Annotated in this window: 13 protein-coding genes; 1 reads left to right on the top strand and 12 read right to left on the bottom strand. The window is 70.9% G+C overall.

The genetic code is table 11. From position 1 onward, the window contains the following. The first annotated feature begins 17 nt into the window (after window positions 1–17). The gene (locus D7X96_RS19440) at window positions 18–974 is read left to right on the top strand and encodes a phosphoribosylaminoimidazolesuccinocarboxamide synthase (RefSeq protein ID WP_120549637.1); all 957 of its coding nucleotides are present in this window, start codon (window positions 18–20) and stop codon (window positions 972–974) included. A 30-nt stretch (window positions 975–1,004) separates the two neighbouring features. On the opposite strand, the gene purB is transcribed toward D7X96_RS19440, so the two are convergent. The 12 genes from purB to infB form a co-directional block, all read right to left on the bottom strand. After that, window positions 1,005–2,318, bottom strand: a complete 1,314-nt coding sequence (gene purB, locus D7X96_RS19435; RefSeq protein WP_121770403.1) for an adenylosuccinate lyase — start codon at window positions 2,316–2,318, stop codon at window positions 1,005–1,007. Window positions 2,319–2,629: 311 nt separating this feature from the next. After that, on the bottom strand, window positions 2,630–5,470 hold the full coding sequence (locus D7X96_RS19425; protein ID WP_121770402.1) for a protein kinase domain-containing protein: 2,841 nt from the start codon (window positions 5,468–5,470) through the stop codon (window positions 2,630–2,632). Window positions 5,471–5,593: 123 nt separating this feature from the next. Continuing rightward, window positions 5,594–6,049: a dUTP diphosphatase gene (gene dut, locus D7X96_RS19420; protein WP_120549640.1), complete on the bottom strand. Its 456-nt coding sequence runs from the start codon at window positions 6,047–6,049 to the stop codon at window positions 5,594–5,596. Between the two features lie 76 nt (window positions 6,050–6,125). Continuing rightward, entirely contained in the window at window positions 6,126–7,136 is a 1,011-nt protein-coding gene (locus D7X96_RS19415) for a M23 family metallopeptidase (RefSeq protein WP_120549641.1), read from the bottom strand. Between the two features lie 12 nt (window positions 7,137–7,148). Further along, the gene (locus D7X96_RS19410) at window positions 7,149–7,946 is read right to left on the bottom strand and encodes a hypothetical protein (RefSeq protein WP_121770401.1); all 798 of its coding nucleotides are present in this window, start codon (window positions 7,944–7,946) and stop codon (window positions 7,149–7,151) included. 220 nt (window positions 7,947–8,166) lie between these two features. Continuing rightward, window positions 8,167–10,320 carry a polyribonucleotide nucleotidyltransferase gene (gene pnp, locus D7X96_RS19405; protein WP_120549643.1) on the bottom strand — a complete coding sequence of 718 codons (2,154 nt, stop codon included), beginning with the start codon at window positions 10,318–10,320 and terminating at the stop codon, window positions 8,167–8,169. A 401-nt stretch (window positions 10,321–10,721) separates the two neighbouring features. After that, on the bottom strand, window positions 10,722–10,991 hold the full coding sequence (gene rpsO, locus D7X96_RS19400; protein WP_014398807.1) for a 30S ribosomal protein S15: 270 nt from the start codon (window positions 10,989–10,991) through the stop codon (window positions 10,722–10,724). Window positions 10,992–11,116: 125 nt separating this feature from the next. Continuing rightward, window positions 11,117–11,446: a MoaD/ThiS family protein gene (locus tag D7X96_RS19395; RefSeq protein ID WP_120549644.1), complete on the bottom strand. Its 330-nt coding sequence runs from the start codon at window positions 11,444–11,446 to the stop codon at window positions 11,117–11,119. A gap of 1 nt (window position 11,447) precedes the next feature. After that, on the bottom strand, window positions 11,448–12,311 hold the full coding sequence (gene truB, locus D7X96_RS19390) for a tRNA pseudouridine(55) synthase TruB (protein ID WP_120549645.1): 864 nt from the start codon (window positions 12,309–12,311) through the stop codon (window positions 11,448–11,450). A gap of 10 nt (window positions 12,312–12,321) precedes the next feature. Beyond that, window positions 12,322–12,681: a 30S ribosome-binding factor RbfA gene (gene rbfA, locus D7X96_RS19385; RefSeq protein WP_120523869.1), complete on the bottom strand. Its 360-nt coding sequence runs from the start codon at window positions 12,679–12,681 to the stop codon at window positions 12,322–12,324. Further along, a complete protein-coding gene (locus D7X96_RS19380) occupies window positions 12,678–13,286 on the bottom strand; it encodes a DUF503 domain-containing protein (RefSeq protein WP_120549646.1) in 609 nt (202 codons plus the stop codon). The genes rbfA and D7X96_RS19380 overlap by 4 nt, the downstream gene beginning before the upstream one ends. A 121-nt stretch (window positions 13,287–13,407) precedes the next feature. Further along, window positions 13,408–16,611, bottom strand: a complete 3,204-nt coding sequence (gene infB, locus D7X96_RS19375) for a translation initiation factor IF-2 (protein WP_121770400.1) — start codon at window positions 16,609–16,611, stop codon at window positions 13,408–13,410. Window positions 16,612–16,737: the final 126 nt, after the last annotated feature.

Below are 16,737 nucleotides of genomic sequence, written 5' to 3'. Positions count from 1 at the left end.
CTCGAGGCGCTTCCGACGTGAACACCACCGCCCTCCACGCGCAACTCACCCACACGCTTCGCCAGACGGACCTGCCGTCGCTCGGCACGCCCTACAAGGGCAAGGTTCGCGACACGTACCGCAAGGGCGACACGCTCATCCTCGTGACGAGCGACCGCCTCTCCGCGTTCGACCACGTGCTGACCACCATCCCCTTCAAGGGCGAGGTGCTCAACCGCCTGGCGGCCTTCTGGTTCGACCGCACGAAGCACATCGTCCCCAACCACGTGCTGGACGTGCCGGACGCGAACGTCACCGTGGCGCGCGCCTGCCAGCCCTACTCCGTGGAGGTGGTGGTGCGCGGCTACCTCACGGGCAGCCTGTGGCGCGACTACCAGAAGGGCACGCACACCGCCTACGGCGTCCCCTTCGCGGAGGGCCTGCGCAAGGACAGCGCGTTCGAAGCCCCCATCCTCACGCCGTCCACCAAGGCGGAGTACGGCCAGCACGACGAGCCCATCTCCGAGGCGGAAATCCTGTCCCGCGGGCTGGCCACGCCGCGCGACTGGGCCCGCATCACGGAGGCCGCCCGGGGCCTGTTCCAGGAGGGCCAGAAGTGGGCGCGCACGCGCGGCCTCATCCTGGTGGATACGAAGTACGAGTTCGGCAAGGTCGGTGACGACCTGTACGTCATCGACGAGATGCACACCCCGGACTCCAGCCGCTACTGGGTGGCGGACGAGTACGAGTCGCGCTTCGCCAAGGGCGAGGACCAGAAGATGTTGGACAAGGAGAACATCCGCCAGTGGCTCATCCGCGAGCGGAACTTCTCCGGCCATGGGGCCGTGCCCGCCATCCCGGATGACGTGCGCGTGGACCTGGCCACCAAGTACGTGGCCGCCTACGAGCGCATCACCGGCACGTCGCTGGCGCTGACGCCCGGCGACGTGCACTCGCGCATCGAAGAGCACCTGCGGGCGAAGGGCTACCTCTAGGCCCTGCCGCCCGCCGGAAGGCCGCGCGCTTCAGCTGGCGCGGCCGAAGACGCGCTGGAACACCGCGTCCATCTGGCGCGTGTGGTAGCCCGGGGAGAAGCAGTCGGCGATCTCCTCGGGCGTCATCATCTTGAGCAGGTCCGCGTCGTTGAGCAGGGCCTGCCGGAAGTCCACGCCCTCCTCGAACATCTTCATCGCGTTGCGCTGGACGACGACATACGCGGCCTGCCGGTCCATGCCCTTGCGCGCGAGCTCCAGCAAGAGGCGCTGCGAGTTCACCACGCCGCCCAGCAGCTCCAGGTTCTTCTTCATCTGCTCCGGGTAGACGCGCATGTTCTCCACCAGGCCCGCGAAGCGGTGGAGCATGAAGTCCAGCAGGATGGTGGCGTCCGGACCAATCACGCGCTCCACGGACGAGTGCGAGATGTCCCGCTCATGCCACAGCGCCACGTCCTCCATGGCGCTCACCGCGTAGCCGCGCAACAGGCGCGCGAGGCCCGTGAGGTTCTCCGACAGGATGGGGTTGCGCTTGTGCGGCATGGCGCTGGAGCCCTTCTGTCCCGGCGTGAAGGGCTCCTCCGCCTCGCGCACCTCCGTGCGCTGGAGGTGGCGGATTTCCACGGCGAACTTCTCCAGGCTCGCGCCCACCAGGGCGATGGCGGTGAAGAACTCCGCGTGCCGGTCGCGCTGCACCACCTGGCTGGAGGCGGGCGCGGGCGTGAGGCCCAGCTTCTGGCAGACGTGCTCCTCCACCGACGGCGGCAGGTGCGCGAACGTGCCCACCGCGCCGGAAATCTTCCCCACGGCGATGGTGTCGCGCGCGTGCACCAGGCGCGTGCGGCCCCGGCGCAGCTCGTCGTACCAGATGGCCAGCTTGTGCCCGAAGGTGATGGGCTCCGCGTGGATGCCGTGGCTGCGGCCCATCTGCAGCGTGTGCTTGTGCTCGAAGGCGCGCTTCTCCACCGCGGCCATCACGCGGTCCATGCCCTTCAGGAGCAGGTCCAGGGAGTCGCGCAGGGTGAGCCCCAGCGACGTGTCCAGCACGTCCGAGGACGTCATGCCCAGGTGCAGCCAGCGGGCGCTGGGGCCCACGCGCTCCTCCACGAACGTGAGGAACGCGATGACGTCGTGCTTGGTGGTGCGCTCAATCTCTTCAATGCGCGCGGCGTCCGCTTCCGTGAAGTCACCGGCGCGGGCGGTGCAGTCCGCCAGCGCCTCCTTGGGGGCGAGGCCTTGCGCGACCATGCCCTCCAGCGCGGCGAGCTCCACGTCGCGCCAGCGGCGGTAACGGGCGACGTCGGACCAGAGGGAGGCCATTTCGGGACGGCTGTAGCGTGGAATCACTCGTAGACCTTCACGGCAAAGTCCCGGCGCGCCGCGAACCGGAGCACTTCCAGCGCGACGTCACAGGACGGACCTGACTTCTTCGCGACGGTGAGATTGAACGAGACCCTGGATGACGCAAGCGTTGCCCGCGGCCCTGTCCGCAACCCTCCAGAGGCCACCGACCTTCCCTGCCGTGCCCTCCATGGGGCTCTCTTCCAGGGTCAGCCCGGTGACGTCCGCGCGGGCCTCGGACGCGAAGCCGGCGAGGAAGGAGGCGTCCGGCGCCAGGCTCGAGGACTTCACGGCCACGACGCGGGGCCGGGCGGGCGTCATCGCAGCACGTTCTGGCAGCAGCGGAAGCCCACGTCCGCGACCTTCAGCGACGCGGCACCCCGGCGGCGCGCGGAGCACCGGGCGGTGTCGCCGGGCGTGTCGAAGGCGCCGCCCTTGATGAGCCGCTCCTCGCTGCCGGGGAAGTTGGAGGCGGTCCACTCGGCGACGTTGCCGGACAGGTCCATGACGCCATAGGCGGAGCGGCACGACGCGAAGGAACCGGAGGGGGCCAGGGCGCGCGCGGCGCCTTCCGTCGTCCCGGTGTTGCAGGCCGTCTGGGCCTGCTCGTCGCCGGCGGAGAAGCGCGCGTTGCCGGGGCCCTTGCAGGCCTTCTCCCACTCGTCCTCGGAGCACAGCCGCTTGCCGATGGCTTCGCACGAGGACTTCGCGTCGAGCCACGTCACGGAGACGCGAGGCTTGCGGCCCGGCTGGTTGGGGAACTCGTGTTCGTCGACGCAGAACGAGTCCACCATGACGCTGTCCATGCGCATCTCGTCGGTGGAGCCGGACGCCTGCAGGTCCTCCGGAGAGGAGCCCTTCTTGAAGCTGCCCCCGCTCACCAGCTTCATGCCGGCCGGACACGAGTCCGAGGCCATGATGCCGCCCGTCGCGGCGGCCGAACCGGTCGTGGCGGGCGAGGGGCTGTTCTTCGCGGCCTGGGCCTGACGCAGGCGCAGGTAGAGGTAGCCACCGCCCGCGCCCAGCACGACGCCCGCCACCGCGAGGATGATCATCCACGCCATCGAGCTGAGGCCGGAGCGGGCCGGCTTCGCCTGCGTGGCGCGCGTCGTGGGGAGCGTGTGCAGGCCCGAGGCCGACGGCGGCAGCCTGCGCGCCGAGGAGCGGACACCCGACACATCCGGAGGAGGTTCGCCCTTGCGCGAGCGGCCGCCCGAGGAGTTCTCACCTTGGACGCCGGAGCCGCGGACCGCGCCCTGGGGCGCTGAAGCCCGAGGCGCGCGAGCACCGGACGGCTCCGAGCCGCGAGAGTTCACCGACGCCGCCACCCCGGAGGCTCGCGAGGAGCGGCCACCACGGCTGGAGGAACGGGACTCCGAGGGCTCGTCGTCGTCGGAACTCCGGCTGGACCGTGACTCCGTTGCGGATGCATCCGCGTTGCGATTGCTGGAGCGACCGTCGGAGGACGCCTCGCCGCGACCGGAGCGCCCTTCGCTCAGTGCGGCTTCACCGCGCCCGTTCGAGCGCCCGTCGCTGGAGGACTCGCCCCGCCCACTGGCGCGCGCATCAGTGGACGAAGATTCACCGCGTCCGGAGGATTCACCCCGGCTGCTCTCGCCACGGCTGGAGCGCCCTTCGCCCACGGCGGCTTCACCCCGGCCGTTGGACCGGACATCGCCGCCCGACGACAGCTCGCCACGGCTGCTCGCGCGCCCATCGCTGGAGGCGTCACCTCCGCCACGGGCCGAGGACCGCGGCTCCGCCGTGAACGACGGCTCCTCCGCCTTGGCGAAGATGCGCATCACCGGCTCGGCGGCCTTGGCCTGGGCCACACGGGGCTCCTGCTGCGTCGCCGCCTCGGAGCCCTGTCCCAGGGCACGCGGGTCCTGCGACGCCGGCTCCGCGCCCTTGCGGCCCGCAGGGGCCACCGCGCGCATCTCCTGCTGCGTCGCCGCGTCGGACACGGAGCGCGCTTCCGGCCCCGTGATGTAGTCCAGCGCCTGCGCGTTCGACCCCAGGATGGCCGCCAGCGTCGCCGCGTCCAGCGGCTGCGTCGCATCCGGAGGCGGATCGTCCTCCACCACGGGAACGGGCGCGGCCGGCGTGGGCGCGCTCGCCACCGGCAGCATGCCCGTGGGCACCGGCGGCAGCGGCTTGTTCGCCGCGCGCGCGGCCACTGCGGACGGAGGCAACGCTCCCGATGCGGGCATCGCGCGCTGCCTCGACGCAGCGGCCGGGTGGCGCTGCACCAGCGCCGCGAACTCCGCGTGCAGCTCACCGCAGGACTTCGGACGGGCCAGCGGGTTCTGGTTGAGCGCGCGGCGGTAGAGCGATTCGAACGCGGGCGGCAGGTCCGGATGCCGCACCGACACCTCGGGCACTCCGCCGTCCTCCGGCAGCAGGCCCGTCACCATCTCGCCCATCAACACGCCCAGCGAGTACACGTCCATGCGCGTGTCCAGCTCCGCGCCATTCACGTACTCGGGAGCGATGTACGCCGCCGCCCGGTGGCCCTTCTGCGCCTGCACGAAGGGCAGGTGCGGCACCGCGAGCCCCAGCCCGTAGTCCGACACCTTCAGCATGTCCGGCAGGACGAAGACGTTCTCCGGCTTCACGTCCGAGTGCGGCCCGAAGCGGTGCGCCCCGTCCAGCGCCGCCGCCATCTGCGCCAGCAGCGGCTCCACTTCCTTCAGCGAGAACAGCTGCCCCTTCGCCGCGCGCTGCTCCATCATCCGGCGCAGCGTGAGCCCTTCCAGCAGCTGCATCGTGAAGAAGGGCCGGTCCCCGTCCACGCCCTCCTCGTACACGCGCACCAGGTTGGGGTGGTTGAGCTTCTTGCCCACCCGCATGGACAGCGCGAACTGCGTGCGCTCCTCGGGCTGCTGCACCAGCCGGGGCTGGATGACCTTCAGCGCCACCTCCACGTCGATGGCCTGGTCCTGCGCGCGGAAGACGAAGCCCAGCGGCCCGGCGCCGACGACTTCCTGGATGGCGTAGCGGTCCGCGACGACGTCGCCCGGCTTGTACGGCGCGCCCTCGGCTCCCTTCCGGCGCGCCGCCCCCACCGCCTGACGCGCGGCCGCGTCGAACTTCTGGCCACACGTGGCGCAGGTTTCACTCGTATCGGGGACATGGCTGCCGCAGCGGTAGCAGAGCAAAGCTGTGAAACTCCGGAACAGGGCCGCGGGGGGGCGGCCTCCCCGGCGGACGGCCGGGGGGCTCCATTCTGCCCGCTCCGGAGCCATTGAGGAACGACGTTGCGCGCCGGGCCCTGATGGGCCCTAACGCCCCGTGGACCCGAAACCTCCGTCACCCCGGGAAGTCACCTCCAGCACCTCCACCTCGCGCAGGGCCGTGGCCGTCACGGGCGCCACCACCAGCTGGGCCACCCGGTCGCCCCGACGCAGCGTGAAGGGCGTGTTGGACAGGTTGACGAGCAGCACCTGCACCTCCCCCCGGTAGTCCGCGTCCACCGTCCCGGGGGAGTTGAGGCACGTCACCCCGTGCCGCAGCGCCAGCCCCGAACGGGGGCGCACCTGCCCCTCGAAGCCCGGAGGGAGCGCGAAGGCCAGCCCCGTGGGGACCGCCATCCGCTCCAGCGGCTGGAGCACCTGCTCCCCGTCGATGTCGGCCCGCAGGTCCATCCCGGCGGCGAGCTCCGTCTCGTAGCGCGGCAGGGGCAGCGGGTCCGGATGCGAGCGCACCCGGCGCACGGGGACGGTCAGCGTGGGGTCCATGCCCTCCGCCGTAACACGCACCCCGGCGCCCCTCTACTTCCTGGCCCCGACGTCACGGGTCGTGTGGCACGCGGCCTCACAACTCGGTCGCGCCGTCCGCCATGCGCAGGGCGGAGCGGAAGCCGAACGGGTCCACCGGCCGAGCGGCCAGCTCCAGCTGGTAGTGCAGGTGGGGCCCGGTGGAGCGGCCGGTGCTGCCCGACAGCGCGATGGCCTGCCCCTTCTCCACGCGCGTGCCCGCCTTCACCAGCAGCTCGGAGTTGTGACAGTACGCCGTCGTCACGCCCCGCCCGTGGTCCAGCACCAGCACGCGGCCGTTGACGGAGTCCTCGCTCGAGCGGCGCACCACGCCCGCGGCCACCGCCGTCACGGTGGTGCCCGTGCGCACCGCCAGGTCCACGCCGGTGTGCATCCGGCGCGTACGCAGCGTGGGGTGGACGCGGATGCCGAAGGGGCTCGTCACCGGAGCGCTCTCCGACACCGGCCACCCGAGCATCAACGCCGTGGACAGGGCCAGCGCCTGCGCCGCGCCCACGGAGGAGCCCTCGAAGCCCGGGGGCAGCTGCTTCGCCAGGCGCTCCAGGCTGAGCGCCCCACCCTCGGCGTCCACCCGCTCCAGCGCGAAGCGCGCGGGCACCCGCCCGGCGAACACCGCCGTCACCCGGGCCTCCTCCGAGGGGAAGTCCTTCGCGAGCGAATCCAGCAGCCGCCGCGTCGCCGCCGGGCCCTTCACCGGATCCACCAGCGCCTCCGGAGCGATGGCCAGCTCACGCGCCAGCGCGAACGCGGGCTCGCGGGCCTTCGCGTCCAGGACCATCAGCGCCGAGTGCGTCCCCCACGCCAGCGCCTCCGCGCTCGTGGGAACCCGCGTGAGCAGCGCGGCGGGCAGCGCGGCCGGAACCGGCACCGAGGTCCCACTCACGCCGTCGTAGTACGCGAGCAGCGGCCGGGCGGTGGTGCGCGTGTGGAAGGCCCAGGCTCCCGCGCGCCGCAGCAGCGCGCCCGCGGGCGTGTGGTGGTACGCGCACCACACGCACAAGAGCGCGAAGGTGAAGTCCAGCAGTCCCCGAGCGCGGCGAGCGAACATGCGTCAGGGCCCTCAGCGAAAGAAGGACAGCACGGGTGCCGCGTCCCAGGCCGCCGCGAGCCCCAGGGGCGCCACGACGAGGCACCCCAACAGCCCCCGGGTCCACGCCCGCCGAGAGCCCACCGCCTCACACGCCGCGTCCGCGTGCTGGAGGTTGCGCAGCACCGCGCGCCACCCCAGCGACACGCTGACACCGCCCAGCGCCGCCACCGCCAGTCCCCGGGCCGCCCAGTCCGAGGCGACGTCGCCGAACAGGGGCCGCCACGACAGGTACACCGTGCCCTGGACGAGCCGCGCCACCGTGCAAGCGCCCGCGAGCACCACGCCCGCGGTCGCCAGGGGCCGAATCCATCGCATCGGCGTGGGCCGCCGCAGACAGCGCCGCAGCAGCGCCCTCCACGAAGAGGACTCCGAAGCAGCGGCCGTCACCGGCCGCCAGCGCTCCACGGGCCGGTTGGCAGCGGTCTCGCGGTAGCCCAGCGTGGGCAGCGCCAGGAGCAGGTCCGCCGCCAGTTCCCAAATCAGAGCCAGTCCCCGAGCCAACCGGGTGCGCGTCTCCAGGGAGACCCAATCCACCATCGACGCGAGCGCGGGGAACTGGCCCACCCACGCATCGAACGCGGAGTCCAACCGGTCCACCGCCGTGAGCAGCCGGTCATCCAGCGTGTCCGCCGCCGCGTGCACGCCCACCGCGACCAGCGCGAGCAACCCCAGCGGCATGAACGCCCAGCGGAACGCCCCCAGGAAGCGGGACACGTCCGTGAGGAAGCTGCTCGAGGGCTCCGAGGAGCTGGATGGGTGGACCGGCATGCAGCGCCTCCTCCGGGCGGTCCCCCATCAACGCGGGAAGCCCTCCCGGGGTTTTAAGCCTCGAGCGCCCCAGGACGAAAACACCGCCGCGAGCCGGTGTGGGCCGAGCCCCCTCCCCCGCAATGACAACGCCCCGCCCCTTCGCGCCCGGAGGCGGGAGGAGACGGGGCGTTTCCAGTCGCGGCCTTCCTCACGGAGGGCCGCTACCCGGAGGCCGGACTCAGGCCTTCGCGTCCGGCGTGGTCGCCGGGGCGGCGGCCGCGGGGGGCGTGCCCTGCGCGGTGGCGCGCTCGGCCATGGCCTCCTTGCGCGACAGACGGATCTTGCCCGTCTTGTCGATGCTGACGACCTTCACCAGCACCTCGTCGCCCTCGCTCAGCACGTCCGACACGGTCTTCACGCGCTTGTCGGACAGCTCGGAGATGTGGATGAGGCCGTCGGTGCCCGGGAACAGCTCCACGAAGGCGCCGAACTCGGCGATCTTCCGGACGGTGCCGGTGTAGATCTTCCCGATCTCCGCCTCGCGCGTGAGCGCCTGGATCATCGCGATGGCCGCCTTCACCGCATCGCCGTTCGCGCTGGCGATGTCCACGCGGCCGGTGTCCTCGATGTTAATCGCGGCACCCGTGCGGGCGATGATGTCCTTGATCACCTTGCCGCCCGGCCCGATGACGTTCTTGATGAACTCCGGACGGATCTGGATGGTCGTGATGCGCGGCGCGAACTGGCTGATCTCCTTGCGCGGCGCGTTCAGCGTCTTCGCCATCTCCGCCAGGATGTGCACGCGGCCCTGACGCGCCTGCTCCAGCGCGCGGCTCATGATCTCCGTGGTGAGGCCGGTGATCTTGATGTCCATCTGGATGGACGTGATGCCCTTGGACGTGCCGCAGACCTTGAAGTCCATGTCGCCCAGGTGGTCCTCGTCACCCAGGATGTCGGACAGGATGGCGATCTTGTCGCCCTCCTTCACCAGGCCCATGGCGATGCCCGCCACCGGCGCCTTGATGGGCACGCCCGCGTCCATCAGCGCCAGCGTGCCACCGCACACGGACGCCATGGAGGACGAACCGTTGGACTCGAGGATCTCCGACACCAGACGCACCGTGTAGGGGAACGAGTCGCTGGCCGGAATCATGTTGCGCAGCGCGCGCTCCGCCAGGGCGCCGTGCCCCACCTCGCGACGGCCGGGGCCGCGCAGGGGCTTGGTCTCGTTCACGCTGAACGGCGGGAAGTTGTAGTGCAGCATGAAGCGCTTGAAGGCCTGGCCGCTGAGCAGCTCCAGCCGCTGCTCGTCCTCGCTGGTGCCCAGCGTGACGACCACCAGGGCCTGCGTCTCGCCGCGGGTGAACACCGCGCTGCCGTGCGTGCGGGGCAGCACGCCGACCTCGTTGGTGATGGTGCGCACCACGTCGTGGCCACGGTCACCGATGCGGCCACCGTTGACGGTGATTTCACGCATGTGGTCGTACTTCAGGTCCTCGATGACCTGCTTGGCGTGCTTCTCCACCTGCGGGGTGAACTCCGCGCCCAGCTTCTCCTTGAGCGCCGCCACCGCCGCCTTCTTCGTCTTGGAGAGCGACTCGTAGCGGGCCGCCTTCTCCTTGATGGCGTAGCCGGCCTTCACGCCCTCCAGCGCCAGCTCACGCACCTGGGCGCGCAGCCCCTCGTCGATGGTGGCCGGCTTGTCGTACGCACGGACCTGCTTCTTCAGCTCCGCGCGCATCTGGTCCTGCATGTCCAGCACGGGCTGGGCCTGCTGACGGCCGAAGTCCAGCGCCGCCACCATGTCCGCCTCGCTGACCTCCTCCGCGCCACCCTCCACCATCACGATGGCCTCGCGGCTCACCGCCATGACGAGGTCCAGGTCGCTCTGCTCGCGCTGCTTGGCGGTGGGGTTCGCCACGAACTGGCCGCCCACGCGGCCCACGCGGATGCCCGCGATGGGGCCGTTGAACGGGATGTCCGACACCCACAGCGCCGCGGAGGCGCCGGTGATGCCGTGGATGTCACCCTCGTTCTCCGAGTCCGCGGAGATGACGGACGCGATGACCTGCGTCTCGTAGGCGTAGCCTTCCGGGAACAGCGGACGGAGGGAGCGGTCCACCACGCGGGAGGCCAGCGTCTCCTTCTCCGTCAGGCGGCCCTCGCGCTTGAAGTAGCTGCCCGGGATGCGGCCCGCCGAGTACAGCTTCTCCTGGTACTCCACCGTGAGGGGCAGGAAGTCGATGTCCTTCTTCTCCCGCGCGCTCACCGCGGTGACGAGCAGCATGGTGTCGCCGTAGCGGACCACCACGGAACCGTCGGCCTGCTTGGCCAGGCGGCCCGTCTCGATGCTCAGCTCGTTCTCACCAATCTTGACGCTCTTCTTCAACATGTCGTGTGGCCTCTGTGCCTGCTTCGCGTGCGAGGACCCTTGCCAGCCGCGGCCCGCCCACGTGCGTGGGGCAGGAGCCGCCCGGAAAAGGGCCCTCTGGGATTGAGCGATCGCCAGGGCCTGAAGCAGGCACATGCCAGACGAACGCTGCCTGTACTGCGGAAACGGGCTCCGTTGCGGAGCGCCGGAGGGATGGACCAGACCTCTTGATCCCTGATCACACCCGCCCACCCGTGACTTCAGGTCGGCCGGTCTGAACGGAAACCAAAAGAGCCCGCCTCCACCTCTCCCTCGCCCACTCCTTCGCCCACGTCCGCGCTTCTGTTCTGAAACCGTGCTGCGTGCTGCCCAAATGCGCGGGGCGCTGGTGATGTGCCAGCGCCCCGGATGCTGCTCGAGGACTACTTGCGGATGCCGAGGCCCTCGATGAGCTTCTTGTAGCGGGCCACGTCCTTGGACTTGAGGTAGTCCAGCATGCGGCGGCGCTGACCGACCAGCTTCAGCAGACCGCGGCGGGAGTGGTGGTCCTTCTTGTGGGTCTTGAAGTGCTCGGTGAGCATGTTGATGCGCTCGGACAGCAGCGCCACCTGCACCTCGGGCGAGCCGGTGTCGGACTCGTGGGTGCGGAACTTCGTGACCAGCTCGCTCTTGCGTTCCTGATGCAACGACATGGGCTTCTTCCTGAATCCCGCTCCGGGGTGACTGCTCGTGCCGCCTGGGTCCGCGGAGGGGTACAGACCCGGCCACATGGTCCTACTAACGAGCGGGCCGCTTATAAGCTTCACCCCCTGGGGGGTCAACCTTCGCCGCCTGTCCGTCCGCCCTTGGAGGGCCGGGACAGTGCGAAGACGTACAACCGGCAGCCGCCGGGCATTCCGCCCCCGTCCGGGGAGAGCTCCCGGGCCGAGGCCTCGTCCATGGCCACGTGCAGGTACGGCCCCCCGGCCTCGCCGCCGTCCCCGGCCAGCAGCTGGCGGGTCCGGGGGTACAGCCGCAGCAGGGCCTCCACCACGTCGCCAATGCCCGCCGTCGCGGGCACGCCCAGGGTCAGCTCGCGCCGCCCGTCGAAGGCGCCGCGAAGGGCCGGGGCCACGCTCACGGAGATGTCATGGGTCCGGGTGGCCACTTCAGTTGAACACCCGCTGGTAGCGCAGCCGCCCGCCCACCACTTCCGCCATGGCGAGCAGCGCGTCATCCGGGCCCAGCACCCGCACCCGGCCCGGCACGGGGGCGACCTCCACGGGAACGCCGTGCAAGACCCGCCGGGCTTCGTCCGCGTTCACCCGGACCGCCGGCAGGTCCGTCAGCGAATCCGCCAGCGACACCAGCCGCCCGGCCACGGCCTCCCGCGACAGGGACGCCAGGTCCCCCAGGGGCAGCGCACGCGCCAGGGTGAACGGGCCGCTCATGGTGCGCCGCAGCGCCTCCAGGTGCGCCCCGCAGCCCAGCGCGCGGCCCAGGTCGTACGCCAGCGTGCGCACGTAGAAGCCCTTGGTGCACCGCACGGACAGGGTCAGCCGGTCCGCGGAGAAGTCGCGCAGCACCAGCTCGTGCACGGTGACGGTGCGGCTGGCCCGCTCCACCTCTTCCCCGGCACGCGCCAGCTCGTACAGCCGCTTCCCGGCCACCTTCACCGCCGAGTACATGGGCGGCACCTGCTCGAACGTGCCCCGGAAGCGGGCCAGGACGGCCTCCAGCAGCGGCGCCGTCAGCGGGGGCACCGGGGCCTGTGCCGTGGGCTTGCCCTGGGCGTCCTGGGTGTCCGTCTCGATGCCCAGCCGCACCACGGCGTCGTAGGCCTTGTCGCCTTCCGTGATGACGCCGGCGACCTTGGTGGCCTCGCCCAGGCACACCGGCAGCACGCCGGTGGCCATGGGGTCCAGCGTGCCCGTGTGGCCCGCCTTCTTCACCTTCAGCAGGCCGCGCACCTGGCGGACCACGTCGAAGGACGTGGGGCCCAGGGGCTTGTCGATGACGAGAACGCCGTCCATGAAGCGGGGCCTACCAGCCTTCCTTGCCGCGCACCTCGCGCAGGAGCCGGTCGATCTTATCGCCCTCGCCCACGGACGCGTCGAAGGCGAAGAAGATTTCCGGCGACACGCGCAGGTTGACCGCGGAGGTCACCTCGCGGCGCACGAAGCCCTTGGCCGCCTCCAGCCCCTTCTGCGTGTCCGCCTTCTCCTGGTCCGTGCCCAGCATCGAATAGAAGACCTTCGCCACCCGCAGGTCCGGCGACACCTTCACGCCGGTGATGGTGATGAAGCCAATGCGCGGGTCGCGCAATTCCCCCCGTGTCAGCAGGGCTCCGATGGCCGCCTGGATCTCCTGCCCCACGCGCTCGGGTCGTGCATGCGTCGTCATTTCTTCTCCCAATCTCGCGGGTTGCGCAGCGCCCGGGCCTTGGCCCGAGCGTCGTCCAGCGTCAGCGTTCCACCGTCACCCGTGGGCCTGGAAGTCCCGGGCCCGGGGCCCGCGCCCTCGTGCCGCTGCTCCCACGAACCCAGCCCCTCCGCCTCCGCCAGTGAACGGTCGCTGCGCAGGAAGCGCGCAATGGCCGCCTCCGAGTGCGCGTTCGCGTCCTCGGGCGACAGGTGGGCGCCCTCGGCCTCCGGCTCCGGCACCTTCGCCGGGGCGCGGAAGGCATGCGCCACGGGCCCCTTGTCCGAGTAGAGCGTGTCCCCGAAGGCGACGATCTCCGTCTCCCGGGCCATCAGCGGCGCGACGTACATCTCTTCGATGAAGTGGATGATCTTCCCCAGCTGCTCATCCACGTGAGGGCGCTCGTTGCCCACCACGGCCAGGGCCAGCGAGGCCTTCTGCCAGAGGTCCTGGTCGTCCACTTCCGCGACGGCCACGTTGAAGCGGGCCTTCACCCGGTCCGTCACCCGGCGCAGCACCTGGCGCTTGGACTTCAGCGAGGCGCTCTCCGGAATCTGGAGGGTGAGGCGTGCGACTCCCACGAACATAGAGGTCCCCCAGGCCAGCGGCCACCGGGGCGCGTCATCCACGCCCAGGCGCCGCCGCGTCGTCCATCCCCCGGGAAAGGTGGGGCCTTCCCCGGGGTCCGTCGAGTGCGCCTCTCAAGGACTACGAGAGGCTCTGCCGGGTCTCCTCGATCTCGTAGGCCTCGATGATGTCGCCGGCCTTGAGGTCGTTGAAGTTCTCGATGCCGATACCGCACTCGAAGCCCTGCGCGACTTCCTTCACGTCGTCCTTGAAGCGGCGCAGCGACGCCATCTTCCCGGAGAAGAGCTGCTTGTTCTCGCGCATGAGGCGCACGAACGAGCCGCGCTTCATCACGCCGTCCAGGACGGCCGCGCCGGCGATGGTGCCCAGCTTCGGAACGTTGAAGGTGTTGCGCACCTCCGCACGGCCCAGCTTGCGCTCGGTGCGGATGGGCTCCAGGAGGTTCTCCATCTCCAAGCGAACCCCATCAATGAGTTCGTAGATGATGGAGTAGCTCTGCAGCGTCACCTGCTGCGCCTTGGCCGCGGCCTCGGAGCCCGACTCCGGCTTCACGTTGAAGCCCAGCACGACGCCCTTGGAAGCGGCGGCGCGCATGACGTCGGTCTCCGTGATGGCGCCCACGCCCGCGTCGATGATGACCACCCGCACCTTGTGCGTGGTGAGCTTCTCGACCGCCTGGCGCACCGCCTCCGCGGAGCCCTGCACGTCCGCCTTGATGATGACGCGCAGTTCCTTGGGTCCGCCGCCCGCCTTCGTCTTGGCGAAGAGCTGGTCCAGGGACTCGCGGCTGACCTTGCTGAGCTCGGTCTGCCGCTCCTTCATGCCGCGGTGGTCGGCGATCTGCTTGGCCGCCTTCTCGTCGGAGACGACGTTGATGGCGTCACCCGCGGTGGGCACGCCGGAGAGGCCCACGACCTCCGCGCAGTAGCCCGGCTTCACTTCCTTCACCGCCTCGCCGCGGCTGTTGTTCATGGCGCGGACGCGGCCGTAGTGCGTGCCGGTGACGATGGCGTCGCCCAGCTTGAGCGTGCCCTCCTGCACCAGCACCGTGGCCACGGGACCGCGGCCACGCTCCAGCTTCGCCTCCACGACGGCGCCCACGGACGGACGGGAGGGATTCGCCGTCAGCTCGAGGACTTCCGCCTGCAGCGCCAGGTTCTCCAGGAGGAGATCCAGGTTCATCTTCGTCTTCGCGGAGACGGGCACCATGATGGTGTCGCCGCCCCACTCTTCCGGCACCAGCTCCTGGCTCGCGAGGTCCTTCTTCACGCGGTCGGGGTTGGCGCCCGGGACGTCCATCTTGTTGATGGCGACGACGATGGGCACTTCCGCCTGCTTCGCGTGCTTGATGGCCTCGATGGTCTGGGGCATCACGCCGTCGTCCGCGGCCACCACCAGCACCACGATGTCCGTCACGTTGGCGCCACGGGCGCGCATGGACGTGAAGGCCTCGTGACCCGGGGTGTCCAGGAACGTGACGTCGCCGCGCGCGGTGGACACGCTGTACGCGCCGATGTGCTGGGTGATGCCGCCCGCCTCGCCCGAGGCCACGCTGGCCTGGCGGATGGCGTCCAGGAGGCTCGTCTTGCCGTGGTCGACGTGGCCCATGATGGTGACCACCGGCGGACGGGGACGCTCGTCCTCGGCCTTGGCCGCGACCTCCGGCAGGTAGTCCTCCACCTCGAAGCCGACGCGCTCCACCTTCCAGTGGTACTCGGTGGCGATGAGCTCCGCGGTGTCGGCGTCCAGAATCTGGTTCGCCGTGGCCATCTTCTGCATGCCCATCAGCTTCTTGATGAGCTCCGCGGTGCGGATACCCATGCGCTGACCCAGGTCGGAGACGCTGATGCCCTCCTGGAGCTTGATGACCTTCTTCTCCTCGGCCATCTGGGTGATCTGCGTCTTGGCGCCCTTCTTCGTGGGCTTGCGCTTCTTGCCGCGGACGGGGATCTGGATGCGGCCCCAGACCATGTCCGACAGCTCCTGCTTGGACACGCTGGTGGTCTCAGGACCCGTGCGCTTGCGCTGGCCACGCTCCTTGTTCTTGGAGACGTCCACCAGCTCGCGGCCGCGGCCCAGGTGATCCGGGACGACCTTGTACTCGCGCTTCTCCGTGCCCAGCGCCGTGCGGCCCGGGGCCATGGGGTACTGCTTGGCCTGGGTCGTGGTGGGCGTGACGCGGCGGACCTGGATGAGCGGACGCGAAATCACCACGGCCTGGGTGGCCGTGGGGCGCGCCTGGGCGCCCGGCGTGGGCGCGACCTGGGCGTGCGGGACGCCGCCGACCATGATGGTCGGGCCGGTCGGCTGCACCGGCGTGGCGCCGCCAGCGGCCGTGGGGGGCGAGGACGGACGCACCGGCCCCGTCTGGCCCGGACGCGCCTGGACAGGCACACCCGGACGGTTCATGGGCGGCCCACCCGGACGGCCCTGCATGGGCGCGCCAGGACGGCTGCCAGGCCCACCCGGACCACCCGGACGGCTCCCGGGACCACCCGGCCCCCCCGGACGGCTGCCCGGCGGCCCACCAGGGCGCCCACCCGTGGAGCCCGGACGCTGCACGTAACCGGGACCTCGGGAGATGACCGTCGCGGACGTCGACGTGGAAGAAGGCGTCCGTGCGGTAGGCGGGACCGGCGAGCGCGTAGGGGGGTTGGGCAAGCGGGGACTCTCCTGCGTAGGACTGCGCGGTGTCGCCGTGGCCGGGGTCGGCTCGGCGGCCCGGGGCGTCTCCACCACGGCCGCGGGAGGCGGAGTGGAGGGCGGCGTCACGGGCGGGGTGGCGGATGCGGCAACAGGCGAGGTGGCCGGGGCCTCGGGCGCGGCAGGCGCCTCCGGGGCAGCGGCGATGGTGGCGACGGTCGCCTCCGGCGGCGTGGCCGTTACGGCCGGGGCCTCCGGAGCGCGGGCCGACTCCACGGCGGTGGGCGGCGGCTCCACGGGCGCGGAGGGCGCCTGCGGGAGCTCCGGGGCCTCGGGCCCGGCGGCCTGCGACTCGGGCGGAGCCTCCGGCTGCTCGTAGGCCTGCTCGGCCGACTGGGCGTAGGCGTCCTGGCTCTCCTGGGCGGACGTGCCCGCCGGAGGACCGACCTTGCGGCGCACCACGAAGCCCTTGGCGGCGACGGGAGCCGCGGCCTGCTTGGGCTTGCGCTTGTCCAGGATCTTCTGGACCGCGGCGGTGGCCTGGTCATCGTCCAGGGAGGACGAGTGGCTCTTGACGTCGTAACCCAGCCCGGCGAGCTCGGTCACGACCTCCTTGTTGTCGAGCTCAATCCCGTGGCTCTTGAGCTCCTTGGCGATTTCGTGAACGCGCTTCTTCGACATACCTTGATTGGCCTTCTGCTCCGCCGACGACGAGGCCGAGCACCCTAGTCCAAAGCCGAAATTGTGTGCGAGTGGTGCTTAACAGCCACCTCTCCCCGCAACCTCTCCACCCACCCGCCCTCACTC

Origin of the sequence: Corallococcus interemptor (assembly GCF_003668875.1) — a bacterium.
Taxonomy (GTDB): domain Bacteria; phylum Myxococcota; class Myxococcia; order Myxococcales; family Myxococcaceae; genus Corallococcus; species Corallococcus interemptor.
Note: the sequence above shows the minus strand (reverse complement) of the source record. Positions and strands in the feature narration are given on the sequence as shown.